The organism is Pseudomonas sp. UC 17F4 (genome assembly GCF_900101695.1).
Lineage (GTDB): Bacteria > Pseudomonadota > Gammaproteobacteria > Pseudomonadales > Pseudomonadaceae > Aquipseudomonas.
The window spans coordinates 4,082,808-4,096,335 of sequence record NZ_FNKV01000001.1; the positions used below are offsets into that span (position 1 = coordinate 4,082,808).

Annotated in this window: 13 protein-coding genes; 6 read left to right on the top strand and 7 right to left on the bottom strand. The window is 61.9% G+C overall.

Annotation, left to right across the window (positions count from 1 at the left end; all coding sequences use genetic code 11):
- Positions 1-2 precede the first annotated feature (2 nt).
- Complete coding sequence (locus BLR26_RS18410; RefSeq protein ID WP_093383757.1) at positions 3-1,319, top strand: alginate export family protein; 1,317 nt, start codon at positions 3-5, stop codon at positions 1,317-1,319.
- On the opposite strand, the gene BLR26_RS18415 is transcribed toward BLR26_RS18410, so the two are convergent.
- The 3 genes from BLR26_RS18415 to BLR26_RS18425 form a co-directional block, all read right to left on the bottom strand.
- Positions 1,316-1,813 (bottom strand): PaaI family thioesterase, encoded by a 498-nt coding sequence (locus BLR26_RS18415; protein ID WP_045198503.1) that lies wholly within the window; start codon positions 1,811-1,813, stop codon positions 1,316-1,318. The two genes, BLR26_RS18410 and BLR26_RS18415, sit on opposite strands and share 4 nt — an antisense overlap.
- A gap of 109 nt (positions 1,814-1,922) precedes the next feature.
- Positions 1,923-3,332: an amino acid permease gene (locus BLR26_RS18420; protein WP_045198501.1), complete on the bottom strand. Its 1,410-nt coding sequence runs from the start codon at positions 3,330-3,332 to the stop codon at positions 1,923-1,925.
- Positions 3,333-3,381: 49 nt separating this feature from the next.
- Entirely contained in the window at positions 3,382-4,872 is a 1,491-nt protein-coding gene (locus BLR26_RS18425; protein ID WP_093383760.1) for an L-piperidine-6-carboxylate dehydrogenase, read from the bottom strand.
- A 150-nt stretch (positions 4,873-5,022) separates the two neighbouring features.
- Between BLR26_RS18425 and BLR26_RS18430 the strand changes: the two genes are divergently transcribed.
- Positions 5,023-5,940, top strand: a complete 918-nt coding sequence (locus BLR26_RS18430; protein ID WP_093383763.1) for a LysR substrate-binding domain-containing protein — start codon at positions 5,023-5,025, stop codon at positions 5,938-5,940.
- Between the two features lie 79 nt (positions 5,941-6,019).
- The gene (locus tag BLR26_RS18435; RefSeq protein WP_093383769.1) at positions 6,020-7,270 is read left to right on the top strand and encodes a 2-aminoadipate transaminase; all 1,251 of its coding nucleotides are present in this window, start codon (positions 6,020-6,022) and stop codon (positions 7,268-7,270) included.
- Here the strand turns inward: BLR26_RS18435 and BLR26_RS18440 are convergent.
- Positions 7,267-7,902 (bottom strand): ArsR/SmtB family transcription factor, encoded by a 636-nt coding sequence (locus BLR26_RS18440; RefSeq protein ID WP_093383775.1) that lies wholly within the window; start codon positions 7,900-7,902, stop codon positions 7,267-7,269. The two genes, BLR26_RS18435 and BLR26_RS18440, sit on opposite strands and share 4 nt — an antisense overlap.
- A 75-nt stretch (positions 7,903-7,977) precedes the next feature.
- On the opposite strand from BLR26_RS18440, the gene BLR26_RS18445 reads away from it, so the two are divergent.
- On the top strand, positions 7,978-8,475 hold the full coding sequence (locus tag BLR26_RS18445) for a DUF2938 domain-containing protein (RefSeq protein WP_093383779.1): 498 nt from the start codon (positions 7,978-7,980) through the stop codon (positions 8,473-8,475).
- On the opposite strand, the gene BLR26_RS18450 is transcribed toward BLR26_RS18445, so the two are convergent.
- Together BLR26_RS18450 and BLR26_RS18455 are read right to left on the bottom strand one after the other, a co-directional pair.
- Complete coding sequence (locus tag BLR26_RS18450) at positions 8,476-8,766, bottom strand: hypothetical protein (protein WP_302184308.1); 291 nt, start codon at positions 8,764-8,766, stop codon at positions 8,476-8,478. It lies immediately after the preceding gene.
- A 162-nt stretch (positions 8,767-8,928) separates the two neighbouring features.
- Entirely contained in the window at positions 8,929-10,275 is a 1,347-nt protein-coding gene (locus tag BLR26_RS18455) for a pentapeptide repeat-containing protein (RefSeq protein ID WP_093383785.1), read from the bottom strand.
- A 193-nt stretch (positions 10,276-10,468) separates the two neighbouring features.
- Between BLR26_RS18455 and BLR26_RS18460 the strand changes: the two genes are divergently transcribed.
- Positions 10,469-10,900, top strand: coding sequence for a hypothetical protein (locus BLR26_RS18460; RefSeq protein WP_045196835.1), 432 nt, complete (start codon positions 10,469-10,471; stop codon positions 10,898-10,900).
- 523 nt (positions 10,901-11,423) lie between these two features.
- Here the strand turns inward: BLR26_RS18460 and BLR26_RS18465 are convergent.
- Positions 11,424-12,368, bottom strand: a complete 945-nt coding sequence (locus BLR26_RS18465; RefSeq protein ID WP_093383788.1) for a LysR family transcriptional regulator — start codon at positions 12,366-12,368, stop codon at positions 11,424-11,426.
- A gap of 83 nt (positions 12,369-12,451) precedes the next feature.
- Between BLR26_RS18465 and BLR26_RS18470 the strand changes: the two genes are divergently transcribed.
- Positions 12,452-13,504 carry a Gfo/Idh/MocA family protein gene (locus BLR26_RS18470; RefSeq protein ID WP_045196830.1) on the top strand — a complete coding sequence of 351 codons (1,053 nt, stop codon included), beginning with the start codon at positions 12,452-12,454 and terminating at the stop codon, positions 13,502-13,504.
- The last annotated feature ends 24 nt before the right edge of the window (positions 13,505-13,528 follow it).

Below are 13,528 nucleotides of genomic sequence, written 5' to 3' on the forward strand. Positions count from 1 at the left end.
CCATGACCACCCGCCTCCCCCATTTGCTCAAGGGCACCAGCCTCAGCCTGCTGCTGGCCCTGCCCCCGGTTCAGGCACTTGAGCTGTATGCCGATGACGACACCCACCTGAACGCCAACTTCCTCGCCGTGTACGGCCTGTTCAACAGCCGCAAGAATTACGACGACACCCCAGGCGGCTCGACCTGGCGCGAAGGCTTTATCAAATATGGCTTGAGCGCCGACCAGCGCCTGGGCGAACTGGGCACGGTTTATGGCACCGCCAACCTGGTCAGCTCGGCGACCTGGGGCGACGGCGATGCTGCCGGCATCAGCGATGGCAGCGAACGCACGACTAAATTCGACGAAGCCTTCGCCGGCTGGCGCTCGGGCAAACTGATCCCGGCACTGGGCGAGGATGGCCTGGACCTGTCGTTCGGTCGCCAGGTCATCACCCTCGGCGATGGTTTCATCATCAACGACGACGGCCTGAACTTCGGCAAGGGCCCGGCCGACGGCGAGCTCAATCGCGGCGGCGCCTATTATCTGGCCGCCCGCCATGCTTTCGACAAGACCGCAGTACTGCGCCTGGGCGCCAAGGATGGCCTGCATGGCAGCCTGTTGTGGATGAAGTCGGACAACCGCGCCCAGGCCAACAGCGAACTGGCCGCCGGCACCCTGGCCTACAGCGCTGCCCCCGGCACCCTGGAACTGACTTACATTCGCGGCCTGAATGTCGATGATCGCTATGCCAGCGAGTTCCAGAAACAACGTGAAGGCATGGACATCTACAGCCTGCGCGGCGCCGGTGATGCTGGGGTCGAGAACGCGCATTTCGCCTTCGAATATGCCTGGCAAAACAAGCACGCAGGGCCGGAGAAAGCCTGGTACGCCGAAGCCGGCTACACCTTTGCCGAGGTGCCCTGGCGCCCGGACCTGACCTACCGCTACAGCCGCTATTCCGAAGGCTGGGACTCGATGTTCAACGGCATGAACCGCGGCTACGGCACCTGGTTCCAGGGCGAGGTCACGGGCAACTATTCAGGCCCGTTCAACAGCAACAACGACGTGCACTTTGTCGGCCTCAAGGCCACCCCGGTCGAGGCCCTGACCCTGGGCGTGCTGCTGTTCAACTACAAGTCCCTGCACGAGCGTGGCACGCTGAACCTCGACGGCCGCGAGCTGGACCTGTACGCCGAATGGGCGGTCAGCGAGCACCTGATCATCAGCCCGCTGCTGGGCCTGTACCAGCCGCGCAAGAGCAGCGATGACGGCGGCAACCAGGTTGGCGGCAATGGCACCAACGTCTACAGCCAGTTGACCATTGCCGTGCCGTTTTAAGCGGTGCCGTGGGCCTTGTGCTTGAGCTTTTCGGTGTCGACCCGGACGAACACCGAGTCAGCGCTGACGGTCAGCACGTCGTCGGCCCAGACTTCGCAGATCACCCGGCTCTTACGCCCCACTTCACCCTCGACCCGGGCCTTGAGCAGCAGCTCGACGCCCATCGGCGTGGGTTTCAGGTAGGTCAGGTTGAGCTGGCCGGTGACGCAGTCGATACGCGGCAGGCTGCCCGGCTCGCGGCCTTCGGCGCGGTAGTGGTAGGCCATGGCGGTCCAGTTCGAATGGCAGTCGACCAGCATCGCCAGCAAACCGCCATAGACCAGCCCCGGCCAGCCGAGGAAGGTGCTGTCGGGCGAGTGCCGGCACAGCAGGTGGATACCGTCGGCGTCCCAGTGGCTTTTCAGGTGCAGGCCGCTGGGGTGGGAACAGCCACAGCCGTAGCAGACGCCTTCGGGGGCGGCCAGTTCCTGCAGGGATAAGGCTTGGGTACTCATAGGCTTCCTGATTGTCTGTTTTTTAAAGGGAAAGCAACGCCGATAGTAACGCCGGACAACGAAAAAGCCCATGAACCGGTCATGGGCTTTTGCCGTGCCAAGCGCCGCGCTAGAGGCCTTTGGCCGATACCGCCGGGCTGCCGGCCGGCTCGCTGGCCGGTGTTTTACGGCGGGTCAGCGAGATCAGCAGGATGGCCAGGGTCACCCCCGCGGTCATCAGGGTTTCATAGCGGTAGGCCGGGCTGATCAGCATGTAGCCGAGCACCAGGGTAATCAGGCCGATGACCAGCCAGGTCAGCCACGGGAACAGCCACATCTTGAACGCAAGCTCCGTGCCCTGGCGATCGGTGATGGCGCGCATGCGCAGCTGCGACACAGCAATCACCAGGTACACCAGCAAGGCGATGGCGCCGGTGGTCGAGAGCAAGAAGCCGAAGACCTTGCCCGGGAACACATAGTTGACCAGGCAACCGGCAAAGCCTGCGAAGGTCGAGAGAATCACCGCCACGGTCGGCACGCCATTGCCGGAGATACGCTTGGTCATCTTCAGCGCCTCGCCCCGCGAGCCCAGCGAGTAGAGCATGCGCGAGGCGGTATAAAGCCCCGAGTTCATGCAACTGGTCACCGCCACCAGCACCACCAGGTCGACCATCAGCTTGGCGCCCGGCACGTTGAGCACTTCCAGCACGCGCTGGAACGAGCCAACGGCCTTGAGGCCCGGGTCGTTCCAGGCTACCAGCGAAACGATGAAGAAGATCGAGACGATGTAGAAGATCGCGATGCGGTACACCACCAGGTTGGTGGCCCTGCGGATCTTGTCCTTGGGGTTGGACGTTTCGTCGGCGGCGATGGTGACGATCTCGGCGCCGAAGAACGAGAAAATGGTCACCAGCACGCCGCCGAGCACCGCGCCAAAGCCGTTGGGCATGAAGCCGCCAGTGGCCCACAGTTGCTGCACGCCGGAGACTTCGGCCAGTGGCCAGAAGCCGAACACCGCCAGGGTGCAGACGCCAATAAAGGCAAGAATGGCAATGACCTTGATCAGCGCGAACCAGTACTCGAACTCGCCGAAGTTCTTCACGCTGATCAGGTTGGTGCCCGACAGCACGATCATGATCAGAAAGGCGAACAGCCACGACGGCACGCCGGGGAAGTAGGCATGCAGGATATCGGCACCGGCAATCGCCTCGACCGGAATGATCAGCACCCAGAACCACCAGTACAGCCAGCCGATGGTAAACCCGGCCCAGGGCCCGATGGCCTGGCTGGCGTAGGTGGAGAACGAGCCGCTGTTGGGGTTGGCGATGGCCATCTCCCCGAGCATGCGCATCACCAATAGCACCAGCAGGCCGGTCATGGTGTAGGAAATCAGAATGGCCGGCCCGGCGGTGGCGATGGCCGTTGACGAGCCAATGAACAGCCCGGCGCCGATGATCCCGGCAATGGAGATCATCGACACCTGGCGCGAGGTCAGACCGTGTTGCAGCGAACGCTGTTTCTTTTGTTGTAGCGATGCCATGGGTAACCCTCTACTGCTTGTTCTTGTACGGTGGTGTACTTATCGCGGGTCAGTCGAAGACAATCCCCTGCGCCAACGGCAGCTCGCGGGAATAGTTCACGGTATTGGTCTGCCGGCGCATGTAGGCCTTCCACGAATCCGAGCCCGACTCACGGCCACCGCCGGTTTCCTTCTCACCGCCAAAGGCGCCGCCAATCTCCGCACCGCTGGTGCCAATGTTGACGTTGGCAATCCCGCAGTCACTGCCCGCGGCGCTCTGGAAGCGCTCGGCTTCGCGCAGGTCGGTGGTGAAGATGCACGACGACAAGCCTTGCGGCACTTCGTTGTTCAGGCGCAGGGCTTCTTCGAACTCGTCGTAGGCCAGCACGTAGAGGATCGGTGCAAAGGTTTCATGACGAACCACGGCGCTCTGGCCAGGCATCTCGACGATCGCCGGGGCCACGTAGTAGGCATTCGGGTACTGGTCCTGAATCTGCCGCTCACCGCCAAACACCTGGCCGCCTTCATCGCGGGCGCGCGCCAGGGCGTCCTGCATGCCTTCGAACGAAGCCTTGTCGATCAGCGGGCCGACCAGGTTGTCCTTGCGTGGATCACCGATACGAACCTTGGCGTAGGCGGCTTTGACCCGAGCAACCACTTCGTCCTTGATCGAGCGATGGACGATCAGCCGGCGCAAGGTGGTGCAGCGCTGGCCAGCAGTACCGACGGCGCTGAAGAGGATGCCGCGCACGGCCAGATCCAGGTCGGCACTCGGTGCAAGAATCATCGCGTTGTTGCCACCCAGTTCGAGGATGCTGCGGCCGAAACGTGCAGCCACCCGCGGGCCGACTTCACGGCCCATGCGGGTGCTGCCGGTGGCGCTGACCAGCGGCACGCGCGGATCGTCGACCAGCGCTTCGCCGGCCTCACGATCACCGATGATCAACTGGCTCAGGCCTTCTGGCGCATCACCAAAGGCTTTCAGGGCTTTTTCGAACAGCGCCTGGCAGGCCAGCGCGGTCAGCGGGGTTTTCTCCGACGGCTTCCAGACCACGGCGTTGCCGCACACCAATGCCAGGGTGGTGTTCCAGGCCCAGACCGCGACGGGGAAGTTGAAGGCGCTGATCACTCCAACCACGCCCAACGGGTGCCAGGTTTCACGCATATGGTGGCCCGGGCGCTCGGAGGCGATAGTCAGGCCATAGAGCTGGCGCGACAGGCCGACGGCGAAGTCGCAGATGTCGATCATTTCCTGCACTTCGCCCAGGCCTTCCTGGGTGATCTTGCCGGCTTCGATCGACACCAGCTCGCCGAGCTCGGCCTTGTGCTTGCGCAGCACTTCGCCGAACAGCCGCACCAGTTCGCCACGCCGTGGAGCCGGCACATCACGCCAGCGCAAGAAGGCCCCATGGGCGGCGTCGATACGACGGGTTACCGCCGCTTTGTCTTCCAGGGTAAGCGCTGCGATCTGGCTGCCGTCGATGGGCGTAAAAACAGCATGAGTGCCGCCGTTATATAAACTTTCAGGCACGCCCAAACGGGTAAGTAGTTCAGCAACCATCTTATTATTCTCCTACAGCGGATACGGGTTGAAATCGTTGATGCAGGTCAGTATTAATCTATAGGGCCGCTGCTCACAAACGACCTTTTAGAAGCACATGATTCCGTAACGGAATGACCTCATCTCTTTTTCGCCAGGTTGACCCCGCCCATGTCCAAACGCCTGATGCCCTCCACCACCGCCCTGCAGTGCTTCGAAGCCGCCGCCCGGCACCTGAGTTTTACCCGTGCAGCCCAAGAGCTGCACCTGACCCAGAGCGCGGTGAGCAAGCAGGTCGCGCAGCTTGAAGAGATGCTCTCGCACCCGCTGTTCCAGCGCATCCGCCGGCGCCTGCACCTGACCCCGGCCGGCGCCCTGTACCTGGCCGAGGTGAACAAGATCCTGGTGCAACTGGACATGTCCAGCCGCTACATCCTCAGTTATGGCGGCGAGACCGAAGTGCTGCGCATCGCCACCCAGCCGACCTTCGGCGAGCGTTGGCTGGTGCCCAACCTCAAGGGCTTCGGCGAGCGCCATCCGCGTATTCACCTGGACATCCGCAACGAACTGGAACCCTTCGACCTGGTTCAGGCCAAGGCCGACATCGCCTTCTTTTTCGGCCAGGGCACCTGGCCCGGGGCAACCTGCATCGAGCTGTTCAAGGAGCAGGTGGTGCCGGTGTGCGCCCCGGACCTGCTGGCCCGGCAGCACTTCGACAGTGCCGAATCACTCACCGAACACCGCCTGCTGCAGTGCACCTCGCGGCCCGAGGCCTGGCATGAGTGGTTTCTCGGCCAGGGCCTGCACAGCCAGAACAGCTACCACGGCCCACGCTTCGACACCTTCTACATGTGCATCCGCGCCGCCCAGGCCGGCTGCGGCATCGCCCTTGTCCCGCGTTATCTGGTGGCCGAGGAGCTGGCCGAAGGCAAATTGGCGATCCCCTGGAACCACTCGAAAACCAGCGAGGGCTCGCATTTTATCGCCCACGCCGAGCATGCCGCCGAGGTGCCCAAGGTCCGCGCCTTTGTCGAGTGGATCGTTGAGCGCGTGGGCAGTGGCGGGCAAGTTCCGGAATTGAAGGAATGATTGCAATCCTTTATTTCGTTTGCACTGAATAACCGCGGCTCGCTTAGATAATAAGAAACTGCAGCGAGGCCGCGGGCAAATGAGTCACGAAACTATCAGCCAGTCTATTTCCGTAGTTCACCCTATTACACTGTCACACGGTAAAAACGCGGAAGTCTGGGACACCGACGGCAAACGTTATATTGATTTTGTCGGCGGTATTGGCGTGTTGAACCTGGGCCACTGCCACCCGCGAATTGTCGCCGCCATCCAGACGCAGGCCACGCGCCTGACCCACTACGCCTTCAACGCCGCCGGGCATGAGCCCTACATCGAGCTGATGCACCGGCTGGCGCAGTTCGTGCCAGTGTCTTACCCGCTCAGTGGCATGCTCACCAACAGCGGTGCGGAAGCTGCAGAAAACGCCCTGAAGATCGCTCGCGGTGCCACCGGCAAGACTGCGATCATCGCCTTTGACGGCGGCTTTCATGGCCGCACCCTGGCGACCCTCAACCTCAACGGCAAGGTCGCCCCCTACAAGCAGCGCGTCGGCGTGCTGCCGGGGCCGGTGTATCACCTGCCCTTCCCCAGCCAGGACACCGGGGTGAGCACCGAGCAGGCGCTCGAGGCCATGCAGCGCCTGTTCAGCGTCGAGATCGACGTCAATGACGTGGCCGCCTTCATCTTTGAACCGGTGCAGGGCGAGGCCGGCTTCCTGGCTATGGAACCTGCGTTCGCCCAGGCCTTGCGCAGCTTCTGCGACCAGCACGGGATCCTGCTCATCATCGATGAAATCCAGTCGGGTTTTGGCCGCACCGGCCAGCGCTTCGCCTTCCCGCGCCTGGGCATCGAGCCGGACCTGCTGTTGCTGGCCAAGAGTATTGCCGGCGGCATGCCGCTGGGCGCGGTGGTCGGGCGCAAGGCGCTGGTCGACAACCTGCCCAAAGGCGGCCTGGGCGGTACCTACTCCGGCAACCCAATAGCCTGCGCCGCCGCGCTGGCCACCCTGGATGAAATGAACGATGCCAACCTGGCAACCTGGGGCGAGCAGCAGGAAGCGGCGCTGCTCAGGCGCTTCAAACGCTGGCAGGCCAACAAACTTTCACCTTACCTGGGCCGCCTGACCGGCACCGGCGCCATGCGTGGCATCGAGCTGGTCAACGCCAATGGCAGTCCGGCCACGGCGCAGCTGGCACACCTGCTGGCATCTGCCAGGAGCGCCGGCCTGCTGCTGATGCCCAGCGGCAAGGCGCGGCACATCATCCGCTTGCTGGCACCGCTGACCATCGAGCCTGAGGTGCTGGAAGAAGGCCTTGATATCCTCGAACGCTGCCTTGGCGAGCTGGCTTAACCCTGCAGCGGCCCGGGCCACTGCTCAACGCCCGCAAGGTAATGACGCGCCTTGAAGCCCCCGGCTTTCAGGGCCGTCACCGCATCGCGGGAAAACACGCACCAGGGCCCACGGCAATAGGCGACCACTTCCTGGCTGGCCGGCAGTTCTCCCAGGCGCTGCTGCAATTCGCTGAATGGAATATTGATCGCCCCCGGCAAGTGCCCCTGGGCAAATTCCTCGGCCGGGCGCACATCGAGCAGGGTCACGCTGTGCTCCTGCAAACGCTCAAGCAGCTCTTCCCTGCTGATCCCTTCCAGCTGGTCAGGCGCACTCAGGCTATCGCTCATCAGCTCGCGGATCGCCGCACGGTTGAACGCGGCCAATTGCCCGAGCGCCGCCAGCACCTCGGTGATCGGCCCGGCGCTGAGCCGGTAGAGCACGCGCTTGCCATCACGGCGGGTCTGCACGAAGCCGGCGCGGCGCAAGTGCTGCAGGTGCTGGGAGGCGTTGGCCACCGACAGCTGGCACTGCTGGGCCAGTTGCTCGACGGCCAGCTCACCGCCCGCCATCTGTTCGAGCAGATTCAGACGATGGGCGTGGCCAAGGGTCCGCGCCAGCTCGGCAATCTGCTGGTGTTGCTGGGTTTTCATATCAGTCATTGACAGCAAGGTAGCATTGGCCAATCATTCAATCAATCTATTGAATGTTATTAAAAGGAGTACGCCATGCTTGAAGGATTGACCCTTGCGATACTGATTGGCGTAACGGCCACCGCCATTGCCGATCTCTGGTCACTGTTCCAGTTGCGCGTGCTGGGCATGGCCGGGCCGAACTGGGGCTTGGTCGGCCGCTGGATTGGCCATATGCCGCGCGGGCAGTTCGCCCATCAGAGCATCGCCAAGGCGCCTGCGCTGGCCAACGAACGGCTGATCGGCTGGAGTGCGCATTACCTAATAGGGGTGATGTTCGCCGCTTTGCTGCTCGCCCTTTGCGGGCTGGAGTGGGCGCAACAGCCACGGTTTATGCCAGCATTTGTGCTTGGCCTGGCGACCGTGGCGGCGCCCTACCTGATCATGCAGCCCGGCATGGGCGCCGGTGTCTTTGCCTCGAAAACCCCCAAGCCGAATGTGGCGCGGGCACGCAGCCTGCTGGCCCATGGGGTGTTTGGCGTGGCCTTGTACCTGGCCGGGTTGTTCTGGGCCGGGCTGTTATGGCCCAACTGATTACAGGCCCAGCTCTTCGGGCGTGAGCATGTCGCTCTCGAACGCAATCCAGCCGCCTTCCAGCTCGGCGTGGCCGTTGACGATCGGACCGTAGTAGGTCAGGCCGTTTTCCAGCGTCACGCAGATATGCGATGGTTTTTCCGGGGCGGCCAGGGTATTGACGAAGTGAACCTTTTTCAGCGTCTCGCTGACGGCCTCCAGGCCGATCTTGATCCCCGGGTTTTCCACGGCCTCGACATCTTCATGCAGGTCGTCGCTGACGGTCACGGTGGCGGTGTATTTGTACAACATGGTCAAACTCCAACGACAGGAAAACCGCGTCAGCTGACGCGAGCGGGCGCATAGGGTAAAGGAGCAGGACGGAAAAAGCTTGCCCTTCAGATGACCTGCGCCCACCTGTCAGTCTTTGCGTGCTCACCGCGTTCAGAAAAGCGGGGCTCTGTATCCGGGGCCTCACTTGAATCTGAACAAATTTCTCAGTGCCAGGCCGATGAAGAACAGCAGCAGTAACGAGACCAGCTTCTGAGTAATGATCAAAACTGTCATCAGCCCGCTCACAACTCCGCGCGCCTTCACATCGACGGGCCAGACTGCCTCCACCATCTTGTCCAGTCCCGGAAGCGGGATGGCTTGCAACAGGCTGAATTCGATCCATTTACTACTGGCGATACATTCACTCCCTTCTGGGAAGCAGTATGTCACCCAGGACATCAGCCCATACAACAAAGCAAACACACAAAATGAAATGGCATACCACGTTGCCGGCCGGACGATACTCATACCGTAATCCGAGAGCTTTGCATAAACATCAAACAGCCATTTTTTATGTCCCTTCTGTGCCGCAGCAATCTCTGCCATCTCCAACGAAAAGAAACGTTGTTCCTCATGGCCGGCCTGCAAGTCATTAAAGGCCAACTTCAACGTGCGGTAGCGCCGGATAGCACCTTGCTCACCGCTCGGCGCCGGGAATTCCACTCCATCAAAGGTGACATACTGATGCAGCGTACACCCGGAGAAATCCGGCGGCGTAGCAAATGAAGAATCATCAAAACACGCTTTATCACGAAAAACTCTGTTCTTGAAAATCGCCTCTCCCTGAAATGTGCATGCTTTGAAAGAAATGGCATTGAATGAATCGTGGATCGGCTCGTAGGGGGCCCAGCCAATGCTCTCGGGACGCTCAGGGCGAAGGGTTTCAAAACAGCACCCTGAAGCGAAAGTACAACGATCAAAGGTGATATCAGGGCCGAAACTGACGCCATTGAACCTTACACTGGCGCCAAAGGTGGAACCCGCAAAGCTGACATCCAGCCCGCACTCAGCAAAGTCGAAATCTATCCAGTCCTCAAAGGTTACATTTTCGAATTTCGTAAACCTTTCAAACCTAGCCGCTTTAAAACTACTGCGCGCCCCGATAAAAGCACCGGAAAAATCCGCACGTTCCCCGAACACTGCCCGGTCAAATTCCCAATGCCGGCGAAATTGAGTATTGCTGAAGTTCACTCCATCACCGAATTCAAAATCAGCGAATGTAAGGTCGCCTCCGCAAGCATTTTTAAGACGGCGGAAGTCTATGCCCGAAAAATCCGCTGCATTCTCATAGTGAAAATGGCCACAAGGCTTGGCTGGATGCAGCCTTCTCCAATGGTTCCAGACCATTGATCCGTGTTGCGCCAAAGCAAGGCAGCCTTGCTTGCTTATTGAATCAATCTTTCCATTTGCCTCATCACTGAAAAAATCATCCAGCCAGACGCCGACCGCCACCCACTCACCAGCAACATTGATTGCCAACTCATCCATTCGCGTGTTTTCCTCATAACCAATGTCGGCTGCAGCCTCGTGCCACTCCATACGCAAAGGCACGATTTACCAGTGTATCGTGGCGATTAGCCACGATCTATTCGTCAGACGCGTCGGTATCCATCACCGAGGTACCCTCGGCCCGCCCCGGCTGGTATTGTGCCCCCCGGTAAAACCTGTCAGAGGAATGACATTGAGTGCTGAACAGAACCTGACCTCGGACATGTTCGAGGTCGACAAGCGCCTGGGGCTCAAGCCCGTGGTGGATTTCAACAACTACCTGCAAAAAGCCTTCGGCGACGGGCCTTGCACCTGTATCCGCTGCCGCACCAGCGGCGGTGACGAAACAGGCTACGAGTACCAGCACACCTTCGTGCTCGACGGCCAGACGCTCAACCGGCGCTTTGCCAACACCGCGGGCAGCGATGTGCTCAATGCACTGAAGAAGGCCTGGCTTTCGTACACCAAGGCCGATCTGCCGGCGCTGGGTGCGCTGGACCTGAGCGCAGTGAAAGGTTTTGTTGAACCGCAGCTGCACAAGCGCCTGCTGCCGCTGTTCCTGGCCAGCGGCCTGGTGCGTGAAATCGACGGGCAGTGGATGCTGCAGGTGCAAGCCGGCGATTGAGTGCTTGGGGCTGCTTGTGCAGCCCATCACCGGCAAGGCCGACTCCCACAGGTAGCGTAGGCTTTTAGAGGCGCGAGCTGATCCATTGGCGATGCTGCTCACACCTCACCTTTGCTTCTAGATGTACGTAATTGCAGACGCCACCTATCGTCCCTTGCAGAAGGCCGAGTGGAACCCTTGCGTAGTGGGGCGACGGCCATGGATGGCCGGCGAGCGCCGTAGGGCCAGGGACGGCCCTTCGGCGCGCCCCCACGGGAGCAAGGGTGGAAGGAGGGAACCCGGAGCGCAGCGCAGGGCCGATGAAGGGACAGGGCGTTTTTGGTTACTTTTGCCGCCAAGCAAAAGTGACCCGCCGTAAGGGCGGAAGGCGCCGGCAGCGCCTCATCATCAAATGGATCAGCTCAAACACAGCCTGGCTGCCCCAATACTTGCAAGCTTCTTAAGACAGTTACTACCACACTTCCAGGCCTGTACAGCACCTGTGGGATCGGCGATGCGGCGACGGCCTGCCCGCGATGCCCCCTCAGCCACCCACCGCCAGCGCAAACGGCCCCTGCGCCAGTTGCTCGCGCAAGAACGCCACGCAACTGCGGACCTTCGCCGAGCTACCCGAACGCGCCGCCGTCACCGCCCAGACATCCGCCGGCTGGTGATAGGCCGGCAACACCCTGACCAGCGACCCCTCCTGCAAGCTGGCGGCCACGTCCCAGTACGAAGCCATGATGATGCCGTGCCCGTCCATCGCCCATTGGCGGACGATATCGCTGTGGTTGGCGGCCATGGGCCCGGTGACCTTGACCGTTTCCGGCCCGCCCGGGCCGACCAGTCGCCACACGCCAAAGCGGTCGTCGCGGCTGCGAAACAGCAGGCAATCGTGCTGGGCCAGTTCCGCCGGTACCCGCACCGGGCCGCGCCGCGCCAGGTAATCCGGCGATGCCGCCAGCACCCGCTTGTTCTCGGCAATGCGGTGAGCGATCAGGTGTTTCTCCTGCACCTCGCCGACGCGGATGTCGATATCGAAGTTCTCGCCAATCAGGTCGACCCGGCGGTCGAGCAGTTCCAGCCAGATATCCAGGGTCGGGTGACGCTTGCGCAACAGCGACAAGATCGGCGCGATGTGCTCGCGGCCCAGGCGCAGGCTGGTGCTGATACGCAGGGTGCCGCGCGGCTCGCTGTGGGCAGCGGACAACGACTCAAGCATCGACTCGACGTTCTCGAGAATCTTCTGCGCCCAGATGAACGCCGCCTCGCCGTCGCTGGTGATATTCACCCGCCGCGTGGTGCGGTTGAACAGCTTGACCCCCAGCAAGGTCTCGAGGGTGGCAATGCGCTTGCTGACATGCGCCGGCGACAGGCCGATCTCGGTGGCGGCGGCGATGAAGCTTGAGCGGCGCGCCACTTCGCAGAACAACTGCAGGTCGCGCAGCAGCGGTTCATTATTCGCTAATAGCGCATTCTGATTCTTCATCTGGCCCGATTATCTCCTGGGAGTTTTTTATTAGCCTCTCACAAAACCGCTGCCGCGGTCCGCATAACAATAACGAGAGCGCCATGAACAAACTTCGCATTGCCGTTGCCGGTGCCGGCCTGATTGGCCACAGGCATATCGAACTGATCCAGGCCAGCGCCGAGTGCGAACTGGCCGCCCTGATCGACCCGGCCCCGGCCGCCGCCGAGCTGGCAGCCAGCCACGGCGTTGCCCTCTACCCTTCACTTGAGCAACTGTTTGCCGAGCAGCGCCCGGACGGGGTGATCCTCGCTACGCCCAATCACCTGCATGTCGAAGGCGCCCTGGCCTGCGTCGACCACGGCGTTGCCGCGCTGATCGAAAAACCCGTGGCCCACACCCTGGAGGAAGGCAAGCGCCTGCTGGCGATCGCCGAGCAAACGGGTGCGCGGCTGCTGGTCGGCCATCACCGTGCCCACAGCGCGATCCTCGCCAAGGCCCGCGAGGTAATCGCCGAAGGCTTGCTCGGCAACCTGGTAGCGGTGATGGGCAGCGCGCTGTTCTACAAGCCCGACGACTATTTCGACGCCGCGCCCTGGCGCCGGCAGCTCGGCGGCGGGCCGGTGCTGATCAACATGATCCACGAGATCGGCAACCTGCGTTCGCTGTGCGGCGAGATCGTCGCCGTGCAGGCCCAGGCTTCCAGCGCCACCCGTGGCTTTGCCGTGGAAGACAGCGTCGCCATCAGCCTGCGCTTTGCCAACGGCGCCCTCGGCACCTTCATGCTCTGCGACACCGCCGCCTGCGCCCGCAGCTGGGAGCAGACCGCGCGGGAGAACCTCGATTACCCCAGCTACGCCGACGAAGACTGCTACGTGATCTGCGGCACCCAGGGCACGCTGTCGATCCCGACCATGCGCCTGAAGTACTACGAGCAATCTGCCGAGCGCTCATGGTGGAAACCCTTCAGCACCGCCGTGGCGCCGCTGCAAAGCGCCGACCCGCTGGCCCGCCAGCTGGCGCATTTCTGCCAGGTGGTTCGTGGCGAACAAGCGCCGCTGGTGAGCGTGCGCGACGGCCTGCGCAACCTGCAGATCGTCGAAGCCATCAGCAGCGCCGCACGCAGCGGGCAGATCGTCGATACCGACAGCCTCTGAAGCCTTTTATCCAGTCCTACCGCT

What these genes read in the sequence shown, in the direction of transcription:
- BLR26_RS18410 (WP_093383757.1), top strand. Translation starts at nt 3, where the DNA reads ATGACCACCCGCCTCCCCCATTTGCTCAAGGGCACCAGCCTCAGCCTG.
- BLR26_RS18415 (WP_045198503.1), bottom strand. Translation starts at nt 1,813, where the DNA reads ATGAGTACCCAAGCCTTATCCCTGCAGGAACTGGCCGCCCCCGAAGGC.
- BLR26_RS18420 (WP_045198501.1), bottom strand. Translation starts at nt 3,332, where the DNA reads ATGGCATCGCTACAACAAAAGAAACAGCGTTCGCTGCAACACGGTCTG.
- BLR26_RS18425 (WP_093383760.1), bottom strand. Translation starts at nt 4,872, where the DNA reads ATGGTTGCTGAACTACTTACCCGTTTGGGCGTGCCTGAAAGTTTATAT.
- BLR26_RS18430 (WP_093383763.1), top strand. Translation starts at nt 5,023, where the DNA reads ATGTCCAAACGCCTGATGCCCTCCACCACCGCCCTGCAGTGCTTCGAA.
- BLR26_RS18435 (WP_093383769.1), top strand. Translation starts at nt 6,020, where the DNA reads ATGAGTCACGAAACTATCAGCCAGTCTATTTCCGTAGTTCACCCTATT.
- BLR26_RS18440 (WP_093383775.1), bottom strand. Translation starts at nt 7,902, where the DNA reads ATGAAAACCCAGCAACACCAGCAGATTGCCGAGCTGGCGCGGACCCTT.
- BLR26_RS18445 (WP_093383779.1), top strand. Translation starts at nt 7,978, where the DNA reads ATGCTTGAAGGATTGACCCTTGCGATACTGATTGGCGTAACGGCCACC.
- BLR26_RS18450 (WP_302184308.1), bottom strand. Translation starts at nt 8,766, where the DNA reads ATGTTGTACAAATACACCGCCACCGTGACCGTCAGCGACGACCTGCAT.
- BLR26_RS18455 (WP_093383785.1), bottom strand. Translation starts at nt 10,275, where the DNA reads ATGGATGAGTTGGCAATCAATGTTGCTGGTGAGTGGGTGGCGGTCGGC.
- BLR26_RS18465 (WP_093383788.1), bottom strand. Translation starts at nt 12,368, where the DNA reads ATGAAGAATCAGAATGCGCTATTAGCGAATAATGAACCGCTGCTGCGC.
- BLR26_RS18470 (WP_045196830.1), top strand. Translation starts at nt 12,452, where the DNA reads ATGAACAAACTTCGCATTGCCGTTGCCGGTGCCGGCCTGATTGGCCAC.